This window comes from Streptomyces sp. NPDC093598 (assembly GCF_044764825.1).
Taxonomy (GTDB): Bacteria; Actinomycetota; Actinomycetes; order Streptomycetales; family Streptomycetaceae; genus Streptomyces.
Map to the genome: position 1 here is coordinate 101,768 of NZ_JBIWIV010000013.1, position 15,657 is coordinate 117,424.

A 15,657-nucleotide genomic window follows, 5' to 3' on the forward strand; every position below is an offset into this window, starting at 1 on the left:
CCGCTACGGGATCTTGAACGCATAGGTTGACGCCATGGTGGAGGGGGCGAAGGCCGCGGCTGAGTCGGCGGCCGGGAGCGAGCAGGCCCGGGGGCGGCAACCGGTACGGAGCAGCAGGGCGAAGAAGGGCGGCGCGGCCCGCTCGTCCCTGCTGATGGCACTGGGCACGGTGGTGTCCCGGGCGACGGGGCTGATCCGGCAGGTGCTTCAGGCGGCGGCGCTGGGCACGGGGCTGCTGGCGAGCACGTACAACACGGCGAACACCGTGCCGACGAGTCTGTACACCTTGGTGATCGGCGGCGCGCTCAACGCCGTGCTGGTACCGCAACTGGTCCGGGCGCGGGCCACCGAGGCCGACGGTGGAAGGGCTTACGAGCAGCGGCTGGTGACGCTCGTGCTGTGCGTCCTGGCCGTGGGAACGGCGCTGGCCGTATGGGCCGCGCCGCAGATCGTGGGTCTGTACATGCGTGACACCGCGGACAGTCACGAGGCGTTCGAACTGACCGTTGTCTTCGCCCGGTTCCTGCTGCCGCAGATCTTCTTCTACGGCCTGTTCGGCATCCTGGGCCAAGTGCTGAACGCCCGGGAGAAGTTCGGCGCGATGATGTGGACGCCGGTGCTGAACAACGTCGTTCTGATCGGCATGTTCGCCGCGTATCTGGGGCTCATGACAGCCCCGGACCGGGTGGAGGACATCACGGCGACGCAGGTACGGCTGCTGGGGCTGGGGACCACGGCCGGAATCGCTCTGCAGGCCCTCGCGCTGATCCCCTTCGTGCGCGCCGCGGGCTTCCGGTTCCGGCCACGTTTCGACTGGCGGGGCACCGGCCTGGGCAAAAGTATCCATGCCGCGAAGTGGACGCTGCTGTTCGTCCTGGTCAACCAGGTCGCGCTGACCGTGGTGACGAACTTCGCCAACGCCGCGGACCAGGCACTGCCGCATGCCGGCGCCGGCTACTCGGCCTACATGTACGCGCAGACCATCTGGATGCTGCCGCAGTCGATCGTGACCGTCTCCCTGGTGACCGCGCTGCTGCCACGAATGAGCAGGGCCGCCGCGGAGGGGCGGGTCCCCGAGTTGCGTGCCGATCTCTCACGGGCGCTGCGTGTCACCGGGGTCGTCATCGTGCCCGCCGGGTTCCTCTTCCTGGCGCTGGGACCCCGGATCTCGACGCTGCTGTTCGCCCACGGCGCGGCCGATGCCGCCTCCGCCCAGCCGCTCGGGCAGATGCTCCAGGCGTTCGGGCTCGGGCTGATCCCGTTCTCGGCGCAGTACGTCTTCCTGCGGGCCTTCTACGCCTTCGAGGACACCCGCACCCCGTTCTTCATGGCGACGTGGATCGGCGCGGTGAACATCGCGCTGGCCACCGTCTGCCACCTGCTGCTTCCCGCGCGCTGGGCGGTGACCGGCATGGCCGGCGCCTACACCGTGTCGTATCTGGCCGGCCTGGCCGTCACGGCGTGGCGGTTGCGCAGGAAGCTGGGCGGTCGCCTCGATGACGGGGAGCTGCGCCGCACCTACACCAAACTGCTGTGCGCTGCTGCCCTCGCCGCGGGGCTGGGCTGGGCCGCCGCCCGGGCCTGTGCCGCCTCGCTGGGCGCGGGCACCTGGCCCACCGCGGTCGGTCTCGCTGCCGGAACGGCCGTGATGGCGGCGGGATACCTCGCCCTGGCCCGCCTGATGAAGGTCCGCGAGCTGCGGGGCCTCGCCGGCTGGCGGTGATGACCTCGGGAGCTGATCGGCCCCTTGGATGCCGGCCGTAGTGACCAGGCGGCGCAGTCCCGCCCGGGCCGGTGGGCTGAGGCCGGTTTGGCGCCGGGCGGGCCTGGGTGCCGGGCTCGGCGGTGAGGGGGCGAGTGAGGGCGCGCAGGAGTGTCCAGCCGTGGGCGGCGGAGGGGCGCGGGGGCCGGGGACGGCTCGTGGGGGTGGATGAAGCGGTCTGCGGCGCCGTCCGAGCGCAGAGGCCGGGCCGCTGCGGCGAGGTCGTCGCCGAGCCGCCGGAGCCGGCCGGCCCAGCCGTGTGCGCCGAGCCCCGCTGAGGGCTGGTGCCGGGTCGCGGTCGTCTCGATCTCCGTGTGGGCCATGCGGCGCCGCGTCGGCCGGGCGACGTCCCGCGAGACGGGGTGTGATCAGCACCCGTCGGAGGTACTGAACGGATCGGACCGATCGCCCCATATGTCGGTGTTATCCAGGTGTGCGATTCTGTTGTGTGGGTGCCCTGCCGCTCATGTGCGGCGTGGATCCGCCATGGGAGGCGCGACGCCGCGCCGCCGGTCCCGTGCCCGCGTCGTCGTCACCTGAGTTCCGGGGACTCCCACCTGCCGGTGGCTGCGGCATGGACGGGAGGTGGATGCGGACATGCCCCATTACGGCGATGCCCGGGCCGCGGTCCCCGGTCGTCGGGCACCGGGGAACGGGGGCACCGGTCCGTCTCGCCCCACGCCGGAGCTCGCCGCGCGGACACGCGTGCTGGCGTTCGCCGGGGTGGCGCTGGCAGCGGTGTACGTGCGCGGTGAGGACGGGGCGGAGCTCCGGCTGGTGGAGTCGGCCGGGGCCGAGTCCGAGCAGCGGTACCAGGTGCCGGGGCGCGTGGCGGTCGCGAAGGGATCTCCCGGCACAGAGCCGGGCGCCTCCCCCGGGTCGGACGCACACGTCGCTCCGCAGGACGCCCCCTCCGCCGGCCCGGATCCGGACAGCGTCCGGTCACCCTCCGCGGAGACCTCACCCGCCCCGGCGCCTCCTGGCCCGCCGGAGCAGGGAAGCAGTGGCCCGGCCGTCGCCGAGGCCTATCTGCGGGGGCGGCCGGTGTGGCTCGCGGGAGCGGTGGTCACCGGGCGGGACGAGGGCACGGCCGCCACCGTCCCGCTCGGGGCGTTGCCGCTGGGGGCCGCGGGAGGGTGGCTGGGCTGTCTCCTCCTGGTGGGAGAGGCCGGGGAGGGGTTCGGGGGCGAACAACGGGAGTTCCTGGAACGGTACGCCGAGGCGGTCGCCGAGCGGCTCCGCGGCGAGGCCGACCGGTCGGCGCCCTCGCCCCTGCTGGATTCGGCCCTGCGCGCCATGGGGGTCGGTTCCTTCGCCCTGTCGCCCGGCACCGGGCTGGTCGAGACGGACCCGGCCCTGCTGGAACTGGTCGGTATCCCCGAGGGCGGTTTCGACGGCAAGACCGACACCCTGCTCTCGTGCAGCGTCCCGGAGGACGTCCCCGCCCTGATGTCGGTCATCGAACCGTCCGCGCAGACGCCGGGCCGCCGTGAGCTGGAGTACCGGATCCGCCGTCCCACCGGTGAACTGTGCTGGCTGCGGCTGAGCTGCCGGGTGCTGAAGCGGCCCGACGGCGCCCCGGAGCGGGTGCTGGGCGTGGTGACCGCGGCGCCCGTGCTGCGCCGCGGTGCCAGCGATGTCGCCCGGATCCAGTGGCTGACGGCCGCACTCGACGACGCCACGACCGTCCGGGACGTCAGCCGTGTGGTGGTCGCCGCGCTGCGCGAGCCGCTGGACGCCGACCGGGTGGCGCTCGCCGAGCTGCTGGAGGACCGGCTGGCGGTCACCGTGCTGGATCCGCCGGGTGCCGGTGCCTGGCCCGAGCTGTGGCGGCGCGAGTGGCGCTCGGAGTGGCCCGACGCGCCGGTCGCCGCCCTGCCCACCCTCCAGGCGGCGCTGCGGGACGGGCGGATGAGCCTGTGGCCTGCGGGTTCCGTGCTGGAGCCCGCGCTCGCCGGGATCGGCCCCGGGGGGCTCGCGGTACTGCCGTTGCCGGCCAAGAGAAGGGTGGCCGGGGTGTGCCTGGTCGGCTGGGACACCCCGCACGAGTTCGCCCCCGAGGAGCGGGCTCTGCTGACCGCGACCGCGGGGCTGGTCGGGCAGGCCCTGAAACGCGCCCACGCCTACGACGCCGAGCAGGAGCTCGCGACGATGCTCCAGCGCAGCCTGCTGCCGCGCCGGCTCCCCCGGCTGCCCGGGGGCACCGCGGTGGCCCGCTATCTGCCCGCCCGGCGCGGACTCCAGGTGGGCGGCGACTGGTACGACGTGATTGCGCTGTCGGAGAGCAAGGTCGCCCTGGTCATCGGGGATGTGCAGGGGCACAGCGCCGGGGCCGCGACGATCATGGGGCAGATGCGTACGGCGGTCCGGGCCTACGCCGTGGAGGGGCATCCGCCGGACGTGGTCGTGGCGCACGCCAACCGGCTGCTCGTCGGCATGGAGACCGACCTGTTCGCCACCTGCTGCTACGTCGAGCTGGACATGGAGGAGGGCAACGCGCTGTTCGTGCGGGCCGGGCACCTGGCCCCGCTGGTGCGGCATCCCGACGGCGGCACCGCGGAGATCGCGGTCGAGGGCGGGCTCCCGCTGGGCGTCCTCGCGGACGCGGAGTTCCCGCTGACGGCGCTCGCGCTGGCCCCGGGCTCGGTGCTCGCGCTGGTGACGGACGGACTGGTCGAATCGGCGGATCTTCCGGTGGACGAGGGCATGCGGCTCGTACGCCAGGCGCTCGCCGCGGCCGATCCCGCCGACCCGGGGCGGATGGCCGACGAGCTGCTCGGCGAGGCCGGGCGCCGTGAGGACGACGTGGCGCTGCTGCTCCTGCGCTACGACGGGATGCGGGTACGGCCGGTGCGGGCGGGCTGGGTGGTGTGGCGGCTGCCGGACGCGGTCATGCACGCCCGGCGGTTCAGTGCGCGCACGCTGCGTTCGTGGGGCATCGCGGCGGAGGCCGACACCGTGCTGCTGGTGGTGTCGGAGCTGGTCACCAACGCGCTGGTGCACACGCAGGGCGCGGTCCGGGTGGAACTGACCCTGGCGGCGGACCGGCTGCGGGTGACCGTGAGCGACTCCTCGCCCCGGGCGCCGGCCAAGCCGGTGGTCGTGGACTGGGAGTCGACGGGCGGCCGTGGGCTCTTCCTCGTCGAGGCCGTGTCGGCGGCCTGGGGCTCGGTACCGGTGGGCGGCGGCAAGCAGGTGTGGAGCGAGATCGTCGTGACCCGTCCGGAACAGGAGGCGGAACCCGGCGAGGAGCCGGACCTGGATTCGGAACCGGAGACCGAACCGGAGGAGGAGCGCAGACCGGGCCGCGTCTGGGGCCTGGGCCGGGACCGCACCTGGGGCCTGGGCCGCAACCGCGACCGCCGCAAGGCCCGTGACCAGGGCTCGGACCGCAACAGCGACCGGACGAGGAACCGCGCCGGCGACCGGCCCACGGACCGCGACGCCGACCGGCTCACGGACCGCGACGCCGACGGCGCCCGGTCCCCGCGCGGGACCGAGGACCACGGCACGGCCCCGAGTGAAGACGGGGACCAGGACGGGAGCGCGGGCGGCCGCCAGGACGAGAGCGAAAGGAGCCACCGGGACCGGCCCGGGAACCGGCACCCCGGTGAGGATTCGCCCTCGAACCGAACCGGCGATCCGGTCGCGGACCGGAGCGGTGAGCGCCACGCCGACAGGAGCCGGACCCCGGACCCGAACGGAAGCGGGGGCCAGGCCCCGGACCGAAGCACGGACCCGGCCCTGGACCGGGGCCCGGCCCCGGTCCGGAGCGGAGACGCTCGCACGCTTCAGGACCCGGACCCCGGCCGGGCCGCAGGCCGGGGCCGACTCTGGAGCGGGGCCCGGGCGCGCGGCCCGGGCGGGGGGCTGGGGCCGGGCCGGAAGGCGCCTTTGCCCCAGGACCGGCCCGAAGCGGGAGATTCCTGATGCGTGGCCTCAGCCGACGCGGCGCCGCCTGGCTGCTGGCGGTCGTCCTGGCCGTGTCCCTGGCCGGGTGTACCGACAGCGGCGGGGAGGGCGAGGGCGGCGGGCTGACCATCGGGCTGCTGCTGCCGAGCCGGGCCGTGCCCCGCTGGGAGAAGTCCGACAAGCCCCTGATCGAGAAGCGGGTGAAGGAGCTGTGCTCGGAATGCACGGTCGTGTACGCCAACGCCGAGAACGACGCGGCGAGCCAGCGGCAGCAGATGAACTCCATGATCACCCGGGGGGTCTCGGCCCTGCTCCTGGACGTCGTCGACCCCAAGGCCCTGCGCTCCTCGGTCCGTGCGGCCCAGCGCGAGGGCATCCCGGTCGTCGCCTACGACCGGCTCGCCGAGGGCCCGATCTCGGGTTTCGTCAGTTTCGACGGCGCCCAGGTCGGAAGGCTCCAGGGCCGGACGCTCCTGGAGGGCATGGGTGCCAGGGCCGACGGCGGCGGCGTCGTCATGGTGAACGGTGACCCGTCCAGCCCCAACGCAGCCTGGTACGAGGGCGGGGCCCGGGCCGTCCTGCGGGACGAGGTGCGGATCCTGAAGTCGTACGACACCCTCGGGTGGCGTACGGAGAACGCGCACGACCACATGTCCGCCGCGATCAGCGACCTCGGCCCGAGCCGGATCGACGGGGTGCTCGCGGCCAACGACTCGATCGCCGCCGGTGTCATCGCGGCGCTCAAGAGCGCCCGCATCTCGCCGCTGCCCCCGGTCACCGGGCAGGACGCCGACCTCGACGCCGTGCAGCGCATCGTCAAGGGCGAGCAGTACATGACGGTCTACAAGCCGTTCCGGCTGGAGACCGACGCGGCGTCCGCGATGGCCGTCGCCCTGGCGCGCGGCAACGACATCAGCGCCCTGGTCACGACGAAGGTGGACAGCCCCACGACCGAGGACGTCCCGGCGATTCTGCTCGACCCGACCGCCGTGACGCGCGAGACGATCGGCCGGACGCTCGTCCGGGACGGTGTCTACACGCTCGACCAGATCTGCACCCCGAAGCTCCGCTCGGCCTGCGACCGGGCCGGACTCACCCGGTGAGCGAGGTGGTCCCCATGGCCCATCCACCCGTACTGGCGTTGCGCGGCATCACCAAGCGGTTCGGTGGCGTCCAGGCCCTCCTGGACGTCGGCCTGAAGGTCCGGGCCGGTGAGGTGGTGGCCCTGGCGGGCGACAACGGAGCCGGCAAGTCCACGCTGGTCAAGGTGATCTCCGGGGTCAGCCCCGCCGACCGGGGCGTCATCGAGTGGGAGGGACGCCTCGTGCAGATCAAACGCCCGCACGACGCCCACGCCCTGGGCATCGCGACCGTCTACCAGGACCTCGCCATGTGCGACAACCTGGACGTCGTAGGCAATCTGTTCCTCGGCCGCGAGATCGACCGGGTGGGCATCCTCGACGAAGTCGAGATGGAGCGCCGCGCCCGTGACCTGATGCGCGCCCTGTCGATCCGCATCCCCGACGTGCGGATGCCGGTCGCCGCGCTGTCGGCCGGGCAGCGGCAGGCCGTCGCGATCTCCCGCTCCCTCATGGGCGCCCCCAAGGTGCTGCTGCTCGACGAGCCCACCGCCGCCCTGGGCGTGGAGCAGACCAGCCATCTGCTCGACCTCATCGAGGAGGTGCGCGACCGAGGTATGGCGATCATCCTCATCAGTCACAACATGGGCGACATCAAGGCCGTCGCGGACCGGGTCGCCGTGCTGCGGCTGGGCCGCAACAACGGTCTGTTCGATGTGAGCACGGTGACCCAGGAGCAGATCATCTCCTCCGTCACGGGGGCGGCGGACAACGCGGTGGCCCATCGCACGAGGGGTGACGAGGAGGCGTGGCCGTGAGCCGCGGCGGGACGCACCGCGACGGCGGACCGGCCGGGCCGGTCACCACCGGCGGCGAGCAGCGCGCCCGCGGCTGGCAGGAGAGCCTGCGGGAGTACGCCACGGAGGTCCGCGGCAGTGTGCGCGGCGGGGAGCGGGGACCGCTCATGGTCATCGCCGGGCTGATCGTGATCTGGATCGTTTTCCAGGGCCTGGACGACAAGTTCCTCTCGCCGCGCAACCTGTCCAACCTCAGTGTGGACATCGTCGGGACCGGCCTGGTCGCCGTCGGCATCGTGTTCGTGCTGCTGATCCGGGAGATCGATCTGTCGGTCGGTTCCGTCAGCGGCCTCGCCGGGGCCGCGTTCGCCGTGCTGAACGTGAACCACGGGGTGCCGGAGTGGCTCTCGGTGGCCGTGGCGGTGGCCGCGGGCACGGCTGTGGGTGCCTTCCACGGGTTCTTCCACGCCTGGCTCGGCGTGCCCGCGTTCGTGGTGACGCTGGCCGGGCTGCTGATCTGGAACGGCCTGACGCTCTACCTGCTGGGGGCGAGCGGCACGATCAACATCGACGAGGAGGGCCTGGTCGCCTCCCTGACCAGCCGGCACTTCGGCGACGACCTGGCGGCGTACGCGGTCGCGGCGCTCGGCACGGCCGGGTACGTCCTGGCCGCCCGTCGTCGGCACAGCCGCCACCGGGCGGCCGGGATGCCCTACCGGTCCGCGGGCGAGATCTGGATGCGCACCGGTCTGCTCGCGGTGGTCGCGTTCGCCGCGGCCCACACCCTCAACCGGTTCCAGGGGCTGCCGCTGGCGCTGCTGATCTTCCTGGTGGTCCTGGTCGTCTCGGACTACGTGCTGCGCCGCACCCGCTACGGGCGGCGGGTGTACGCGCTCGGCGGCGGGGTCGAGGCGGCGCGGCGGGCCGGCATCGGGGTGGAGCGGGTGCGGGTCGCGATGTTCATGGTGTCGGGGACGCTGGCCGCGGTCGGCGGGCTGTTCGTGGCGTCGGGGCTGACGTCGGCGAGCCCCACGACGGCGCGTGCCGCCGGTTCCGGGATGCTGCTGATCAACGCGATCGCGGCGGCCGTCATCGGCGGGACGAGTCTGTTCGGCGGGCGGGGCTCGCCCTGGTCGGTGCTGCTCGGTGTGGTGGTCATCCAGTCGATCGCCTCGGGCATGGGCCTGCTGGGGGTCCAGGACGCCGTGCAGTTCATGATCACCGGCGGGGTGCTGCTGGCGGCCGTGGCGGCCGACGCGCTGTCCCGACGGGCCGAGGCCAGACGCGGCCGGCCCTGAGCCCTGGGCCACGGCATGCCGGGAATTCGGTCATCATCCTGTTTCTCACGAAATGCCTAACACTGGCAGAGGTGGGTAAGGGCCGGAGTGCCATGAAACGCAGCCGCCTCACCAAGGCGGCCGTGGCCGCCGCGGTCGCGGTCGGCCTGACTCTGGCCGGATGCGGTGACACCGACCGGCCCGGCGGCGAGGAGCAGGCCGACCTCAGTGTGCTCGCGACCGACGTGCCGCAGATCCAGACCCTCGAGAAGCTCACCAAGAAGCACTTCACGGCGGAGACCGGCATCACCGTCGAGTACACGGTCCTGCCGGAGAACGAGGCGCGGGAGCGGATGAACCGCGAGTTCGCGACCCAGGCCGGCACCTACGACGTGGCGAGCGTCAGCGCGTACGAGGTGCCGATCTACGCGGAGAACGGCTGGCTCGCCCCGCTGGACTCCTATGTGAAGGCGGACGAGGACTTCGATCAGGACGACGTCTTCCCCAACCTGACGGCCTCGCTGACCGGGGAGGACGGCAAGCTCTACGCCGAGCCCTTCTACGGCGAGGGCTCCTTCCTGATGTACCGCAAGGACCTGTTCCGCAAGGACGGCCTGACCATGCCGCCGAACCCGACCTGGGAGCAGGTCGCCGACCTGGCCGCCCGGGTCGACGGCACCGACGGCGCGAGCGGCATCTGCCTGCGCGGCCTGCCCGGCTGGGGCCAGAACCTCGCCCCGATCAACACGGTCGTCAACACCTTCGGCGGCGCCTGGTACGACATGGACTGGAACGCCCGCCTGACCTCACCGGAGTTCAAAAAGGCCGTCAGGTTCTACGTGGAGCTGCTCCGCTCCCACGGCCAGCCCGGCGCCGAGAGGATGGGCGTGCTGGAGATCCTGGACCGCTTCGTCGAGGGCAAGTGCGCCATGATGTACGACGCCACGTCGCTGGCCTCGTCGATCGAGGCCGACAGTTCCTCGGTCAAGGGCAAGGTGGGCTACGTCCCGGCCCCGCACGAGCGGACCGACAAGGCCGGCTGGCTGTGGACCTGGGCCTGGGGCATCCAGCAGGCCTCCGAGAACAAGGACGCCGCGTGGGAGTTCATCTCCTGGGCCTCCTCCAAGGAGTTCCAGGAGCTGGTCGGCCAGGAGGTGGGCTGGACCTCGGCGCCCGCCGGGAACCGCAAGTCGCTCTACGAGAAGCCCGAGTACCAGCAGGCGGCCGGTGCCTGGTACCGGCAGGAGTACACCGCCGCGACGGACTCCGCCGACCCGAAGGACCCCGGCGTCGCCCCCCGCCCCTACGAGGGCATCGGGTTCCTGGGCATACCCGAGTTCACCGTGCTGGGCACGGCGGTCTCCGAGCAGATCGCCGCGGCCATCGCCGGGCAGCAGTCGGTGGACGCGGCCCTGGACAAGTCACAGGACCTGGCCCAGGCCGCGGCGGCGAAGTACCGCGGCGACTGACCCGGCGGCCGTGCCGTCGGGGGCGATGCCGCGCAGGGCGGCGCGGTGACCGTGCACCGAGCCTCGTGAGGTCGGGAGCGAGGCCCGGCCGGGCCGTGTCGGCGGCGTCCGTGACCCGGCCGTCGAGTTCGCCCGGCAGCAGGGCCCGCTGGACGAGGAAGGCCGCCGATGCCATGGCGGCACAGACGGCGACGAGGACGGCGACGATCCGGGCGGGGGCGTTTTCACAGCCGTGAACGGCGCGGGCCGCGCCCCCGGTCACCCGGGAACGCGGCCCTCGAACTGCCGTGGCCCTCCGCTTACTTGCGGATCAGGCTGCGCAGCACGTACTGCATGATGCCGCCGTTGCGGTAGTAGTCCGCCTCGCCGGGGGTGTCGATGCGGACGACCGCGTCGAACTCGACGCCGGTGTCGGTGGTGACCTTCACCGTGCGCGGGGTGGTGCCGTTGTTGAGTTCCTCGACGCCGGTGAAGTCGAAGGTCTCCTCACCGGTGAGGCCGAGGGACTCGGCGGACCGGCCCTCCGGGAACTGCAGCGGCAGGACGCCCATGCCGATGAGGTTCGAGCGGTGGATGCGCTCGTACGACTCGGCGATGACGGCCTTGACGCCCAGGAGCGCGGTGCCCTTGGCGGCCCAGTCGCGGGACGAGCCGGAGCCGTACTCCTTGCCGGCCAGGACGACCAGCGGGATGCCGGCGGCCTGGTAGTTCTGCGAGGCGTCGTAGATGAAGGAGACCGGGGCGTCCGCCTGGGTGAAGTCGCGGGTGTAGCCGCCCTCGGTGCCCGGCGCGATCTGGTTGCGCAGGCGGATGTTGGCGAACGTACCGCGGATCATGACCTCGTGGTTGCCGCGGCGCGAGCCGTAGCTGTTGAAGTCGCGGCGCTCCACACCGTGCTCGGTGAGGTACTTGCCGGCCGGGGTGTCGGCCTTGATGGCGCCGGCCGGGGAGATGTGGTCGGTGGTGACCGAGTCGCCCAGCTTGGCGAGCACCCGGGCGCCGGAGATGTCGGAGACCGGGGTGGTCTCCATCGTCATGCCCTCGAAGTACGGGGGCTTGCGCACGTAGGTGGACTCGGCGTCCCACTCGAAGGTGTTGCCGGTCGGGATCGGCAGCGCCTGCCACTGGGCGTCGCCCGCGAAGACGTCCGAGTAGGACTTGGAGAACATGTCCTCGCCGATGGCGTTGGCGACGACGTCGTTCACCTCGGCCTCGGAGGGCCAGATGTCCTTCAGGAAGACCGGGTTGCCGTCCTGGTCGGTGCCGAGGGCGTCCCGGGTGATGTCGACCTTCATGGAGCCGGCGAGCGCGTAGGCCACGACCAGCGGCGGCGACGCCAGGTAGTTCATCTTGACGTCGGGGTTGATCCGGCCCTCGAAGTTCCGGTTGCCGGAGAGGACCGAGGTGACCGCGAGGTCGTGGTCGTTGACGGCCTTGGAGACCTCCTCCGGCAGCGGGCCGGAGTTGCCGATGCAGGTGGTGCAGCCGTAGCCGACGAGGTTGAAGCCGACCTTGTCGAGGTACGGGGTCAGGCCCGCCTTCTCGAAGTAGTCGGTGACGACCTTGGAGCCCGGGGCGAGGGTGGTCTTGACCCACGGCTTGCGGGTCAGGCCCTTCTCGACCGCCTTCTTGGCCACCAGGGCGGCGGCGACCATGACGTACGGGTTGGAGGTGTTGGTGCAGGAGGTGATGGCCGCGACCGTCACCGCGCCGTGGTCGATCTCGTACGACGTGCCGTCGGGGGCCGTCACGGTGACCGGGTTGGACGGGACGGCGCCGCCGGTGCCGTCGGCGTGCTGCGGCGCGCCGGCGCCGTTCTCCTGGCTGCCGTAGGCGGGGGCGTCGGAGGCCGGGAAGGACTCGGCGCTGGCCTCGTCGACCGGCGAGGCGGAGGCGCCGGGCTGCTGCGCGACCGGGGCCTCGACGTAGTTGAGGACGTCCTTGGCGAACTGCTGGGCGGCCTCGGCGAGGACGATGCGGTCCTGCGGGCGCTTGGGGCCGGCGATGGACGGCACGACGGTCGACAGGTCGAGCTCGAGCTTCTCGGAGAAGTCGGGCTCGGCGGCCGGGTCGAGCCAGAGACCCTGCTCCTTGGCGTACGCCTCGACCAGCGCGAGCTGCTGCTCGCTGCGGCCGGTGAGCCGCATGTACTTGATGGTCTCGTCGTCGATCGGGAAGATCGCGGCCGTGGAGCCGAACTCCGGCGACATGTTGCCGATGGTGGCGCGGTTGGCCAGCGAGGTGGCGGCGACGCCCTCGCCGTAGAACTCGACGAACTTGCCGACGACGCCGTGCTTGCGCAGCATCTCGGTGATGGTGAGCACCAGGTCGGTGGCGGTGGTGCCCGCCGGGAGCTCGCCGGTGAGCTTGAAGCCGACGACGCGCGGGATCAGCATGGAGACCGGCTGGCCGAGCATGGCGGCCTCGGCCTCGATGCCGCCGACGCCCCAGCCGAGCACGCCGAGGCCGTTGACCATGGTGGTGTGCGAGTCGGTGCCGACCAGGGTGTCCGGGTAGGCCTTGCCGTCGCGGACCATGACGACGCGGGCCAGGTGCTCGATGTTCACCTGGTGGACGATGCCGGTGCCGGGCGGGACGACCTTGAACTCGTCGAAGGCGGTCTGGCCCCAGCGCAGGAACTGGTAGCGCTCCTTGTTGCGGCCGTACTCCAGGTCGACGTTCTGCTTGAAGGCGTCGTTCGTGCCGAACTTGTCGGCGATGACGGAGTGGTCGATGACCAGCTCGGCCGGCGCCAGCGGGTTGATCTTCGCCGGGTCGCCGCCCAGTTCCTTCACGGCCTCACGCATGGTCGCGAGGTCCACGACACAGGGAACGCCGGTGAAGTCCTGCATGATCACGCGGGCCGGCGTGAACTGGATCTCCTGGCTGGGCTGGGCCTGCGAGTCCCATCCACCGAGGGCACGGATGTGGTCGGCGGTGATGTTCGCGCCGTCCTCGGTACGGAGCAGGTTCTCCAGCAGGACCTTGAGGCTGTAGGGAAGGCGGGCCGAGCCCTCCACCTTGTCCAGCCGGAAGATCTCGTACGACTCGTCGCCCACCTGCAGCGTGCTGCGGGCGTCGAAGCTGTTCGCCGACACGACAGTCTCCTTCATTGATGTGCGCGTACCACCACGATCCTGCCGCCACGGCATCTCGACCGATCCGCTAAGGTAAGGCTAAGTTAGGTAACCCTTACCGCCAGACGAGATGATGGCGCGGCTGCGGTGCTCTCTCGGCAGATATCTCGATGTCGAGATAACTCTAGTACACGAGCGCCGGATGGTCATGCCCCGGCGCCCGCCATGCGGTCATGCGCGCCCTTTTCCCGGGTATCCGAACCAGGTGCCCACGCACGACATCCACGCACAACGGAGAGGAGACAGGCATGCCGCTCACGTTCCGCAAGAGTTTCCGGATCCTTCCGGGGGTGCGACTGAACATCAACAAGCGCTCCTGGTCCATCACCACCGGCGGCGGAAAGAACGGCCCGCGCTACACCCGCAGCAGCACAGGACGTCGTACGACATCGATGGACCTGCCCGGACCCTTCGGATGGCGGCGCACCACGCGGGAGCGTCGACACTGAGGCCGACGGAGGGGCTTGACGTCCCGTCACCCGTTCGGACCCCCGGTCGGGCGCCATCTCATATCTGAGATAACCTCAACCACATGGCAGACGACTACCTCGTACGCATCGGCAAGCTCATCCGTGACGCCCGGCAGCACCGGGGCTGGACGCAGTCGCAGCTGGCCGAGGCGCTCGGAACCAGCCAGAGCGCCGTCAACCGGATCGAGCGCGGCAACCAGAACATCAGCCTTGAGATGATCGCGCGTATCGGGGAGGCCCTCGACAGCGAGATCGTGTCGCTCGGCTACGCCGGTCCGATGCATCTGCGGGTGGTCGGCGGGCGGCGGCTGTCCGGCGCCATCGACGTGAAGACGAGCAAGAACGCGTGCGTGGCCCTGCTGTGCGCCTCACTGCTCAACGAGGGGCGCACGGTGCTGCGCCGCGTCGCCCGCATCGAGGAGGTGTACCGCCTCCTCGAGGTGCTGGGCTCCATCGGTGTGCGCACCCGCTGGATCAACGACGGTGTCGACCTGGAGATCGTGCCGTCGGCGGAGCTGGACCTGGCCGCGATCGACGCGGACGCCGCCCGCCGCACCCGCTCCATCATCATGTTCCTCGGCCCGCTGCTGCACCGCATGGACCACTTCAAGCTGCCGTACGCCGGTGGCTGCGACCTCGGTACGCGCACGGTCGAGCCGCACATGATCGCGCTGCGCCGCTTCGGCCTGGACATCGCCGCCACCGAGGGGCAGTACCACGCCCGGGTGGACCGTGCGGTCAGCCCCGACCGTCCGATCGTCCTGACCGAGCGCGGCGACACGGTCACCGAGAACGCCCTCCTCGCCGCCGCCCGGCACGACGGCATCACCGTCATCCGCAACGCCTCGTCCAACTACATGGTCCAGGACCTCTGCTTCTTCCTGGAGGCCCTCGGCGTCAAGGTCGACGGCATCGGCACGACCACGCTCACCGTGCACGGCGTGCCGACCATCGACGTCGACGTGGACTACTCCCCCTCCGAGGACCCGGTCGAGGCGATGAGCCTGGTCGCGGCGGCCGTCGTCACCGAGTCGGAGCTGACGGTGCGCCGGGTGCCGATCGAGTTCCTGGAGATCGAGCTGGCGGTCCTGGAGGAGATGGGCCTCGACCACGACCGCACGCCCGAGTACTTCGCCGACAACGGCCGCACCCGGCTGGTGGACCTCACCGTCCGTCCCTCCAAACTGGAGGCGCCGATCGACAAGATCCACCCCATGCCGTTCCCGGGCCTGAACATCGACAACGTCCCGTTCTTCGCGGCCATCGCGGCCGTCGCCCAGGGCCAGACCCTCATCCACGACTGGGTCTACGACAACCGCGCCATCTACCTGACCGACCTCAACCGCCTCGGGGGCCGGCTCCAGCTGCTGGACCCGCACCGCGTCCTCGTCGAGGGCCCGACCCGCTGGCGCGCCGCCGAGATGATGTGCCCGCCGGCCCTGCGCCCCGCGGTCGTCGTCCTGCTGGCGATGATGGCGGCCGAGGGCACGTCGGTGCTGCGCAACGTGTACGTCATCAACCGGGGTTACGAGGACCTGGCGGAGCGGCTTAACTCCGTCGGGGCGCAGATCGAGACGTTCCGGGACATCTGACACTCCCCCGACCCAACGCCGCCGCACCCTTCCCGGCCAGCACGAACACCGCTCGGGACAGATGCGGCGGCGCCTTTTCGACTCCTCAGGGACTTCTGGCCTCGTTCCACAGCGGGCCGGAACAAGTGGGTGGCGTCCGCAGCGGACCGATCCGAGGCTACA

8 protein-coding genes and 1 pseudogene are annotated in these 15,657 nt (G+C 71.6%); 8 read left to right on the forward strand and 1 reads right to left on the reverse strand.

The window, feature by feature from the left end; translation table 11 throughout:
- Nucleotides 1-34: 34 nt before the first annotated feature.
- The 6 genes and pseudogenes from murJ to ACIRDU_RS29715 all read left to right on the forward strand — a co-directional run bounded on the left by murJ (nt 35) and on the right by ACIRDU_RS29715 (nt 10,296).
- Complete coding sequence (murJ, locus tag ACIRDU_RS29690) at nt 35-1,723, forward strand: murein biosynthesis integral membrane protein MurJ (protein ID WP_403584955.1); 1,689 nt, start codon at nt 35-37, stop codon at nt 1,721-1,723.
- 636 nt (nt 1,724-2,359) lie between these two features.
- A pseudogene (locus ACIRDU_RS29695) lies at nt 2,360-5,005 on the forward strand (SpoIIE family protein phosphatase); the annotation flags it as partial.
- 686 nt (nt 5,006-5,691) lie between these two features.
- Nucleotides 5,692-6,777 (forward strand): substrate-binding domain-containing protein, encoded by a 1,086-nt coding sequence (locus tag ACIRDU_RS29700; RefSeq protein ID WP_403584957.1) that lies wholly within the window; start codon nt 5,692-5,694, stop codon nt 6,775-6,777.
- 14 nt (nt 6,778-6,791) lie between these two features.
- On the forward strand, nt 6,792-7,571 hold the full coding sequence (locus ACIRDU_RS29705) for an ATP-binding cassette domain-containing protein (RefSeq protein ID WP_403584960.1): 780 nt from the start codon (nt 6,792-6,794) through the stop codon (nt 7,569-7,571).
- Complete coding sequence (locus tag ACIRDU_RS29710; RefSeq protein WP_403584963.1) at nt 7,562-8,848, forward strand: sugar ABC transporter permease; 1,287 nt, start codon at nt 7,562-7,564, stop codon at nt 8,846-8,848. The genes ACIRDU_RS29705 and ACIRDU_RS29710 overlap by 10 nt, the downstream gene beginning before the upstream one ends.
- A 92-nt stretch (nt 8,849-8,940) precedes the next feature.
- A complete protein-coding gene (locus ACIRDU_RS29715) occupies nt 8,941-10,296 on the forward strand; it encodes an ABC transporter substrate-binding protein (RefSeq protein WP_403584966.1) in 1,356 nt (451 codons plus the stop codon).
- A gap of 299 nt (nt 10,297-10,595) precedes the next feature.
- On the opposite strand, the gene ACIRDU_RS29720 is transcribed toward ACIRDU_RS29715, so the two are convergent.
- Nucleotides 10,596-13,394, reverse strand: a complete 2,799-nt coding sequence (locus ACIRDU_RS29720; protein ID WP_403584969.1) for an aconitate hydratase — start codon at nt 13,392-13,394, stop codon at nt 10,596-10,598.
- A 287-nt stretch (nt 13,395-13,681) separates the two neighbouring features.
- Here ACIRDU_RS29720 and ACIRDU_RS29725 point away from each other — a divergent pair, with 287 nt between their 5' ends.
- Together ACIRDU_RS29725 and ACIRDU_RS29730 are read left to right on the forward strand one after the other, a co-directional pair.
- Complete coding sequence (locus ACIRDU_RS29725) at nt 13,682-13,882, forward strand: DUF4236 domain-containing protein (RefSeq protein WP_283970468.1); 201 nt, start codon at nt 13,682-13,684, stop codon at nt 13,880-13,882.
- Between the two features lie 83 nt (nt 13,883-13,965).
- Nucleotides 13,966-15,495, forward strand: a complete 1,530-nt coding sequence (locus ACIRDU_RS29730) for a helix-turn-helix domain-containing protein (protein ID WP_403584973.1) — start codon at nt 13,966-13,968, stop codon at nt 15,493-15,495.
- Nucleotides 15,496-15,657 lie beyond the last annotated feature (162 nt).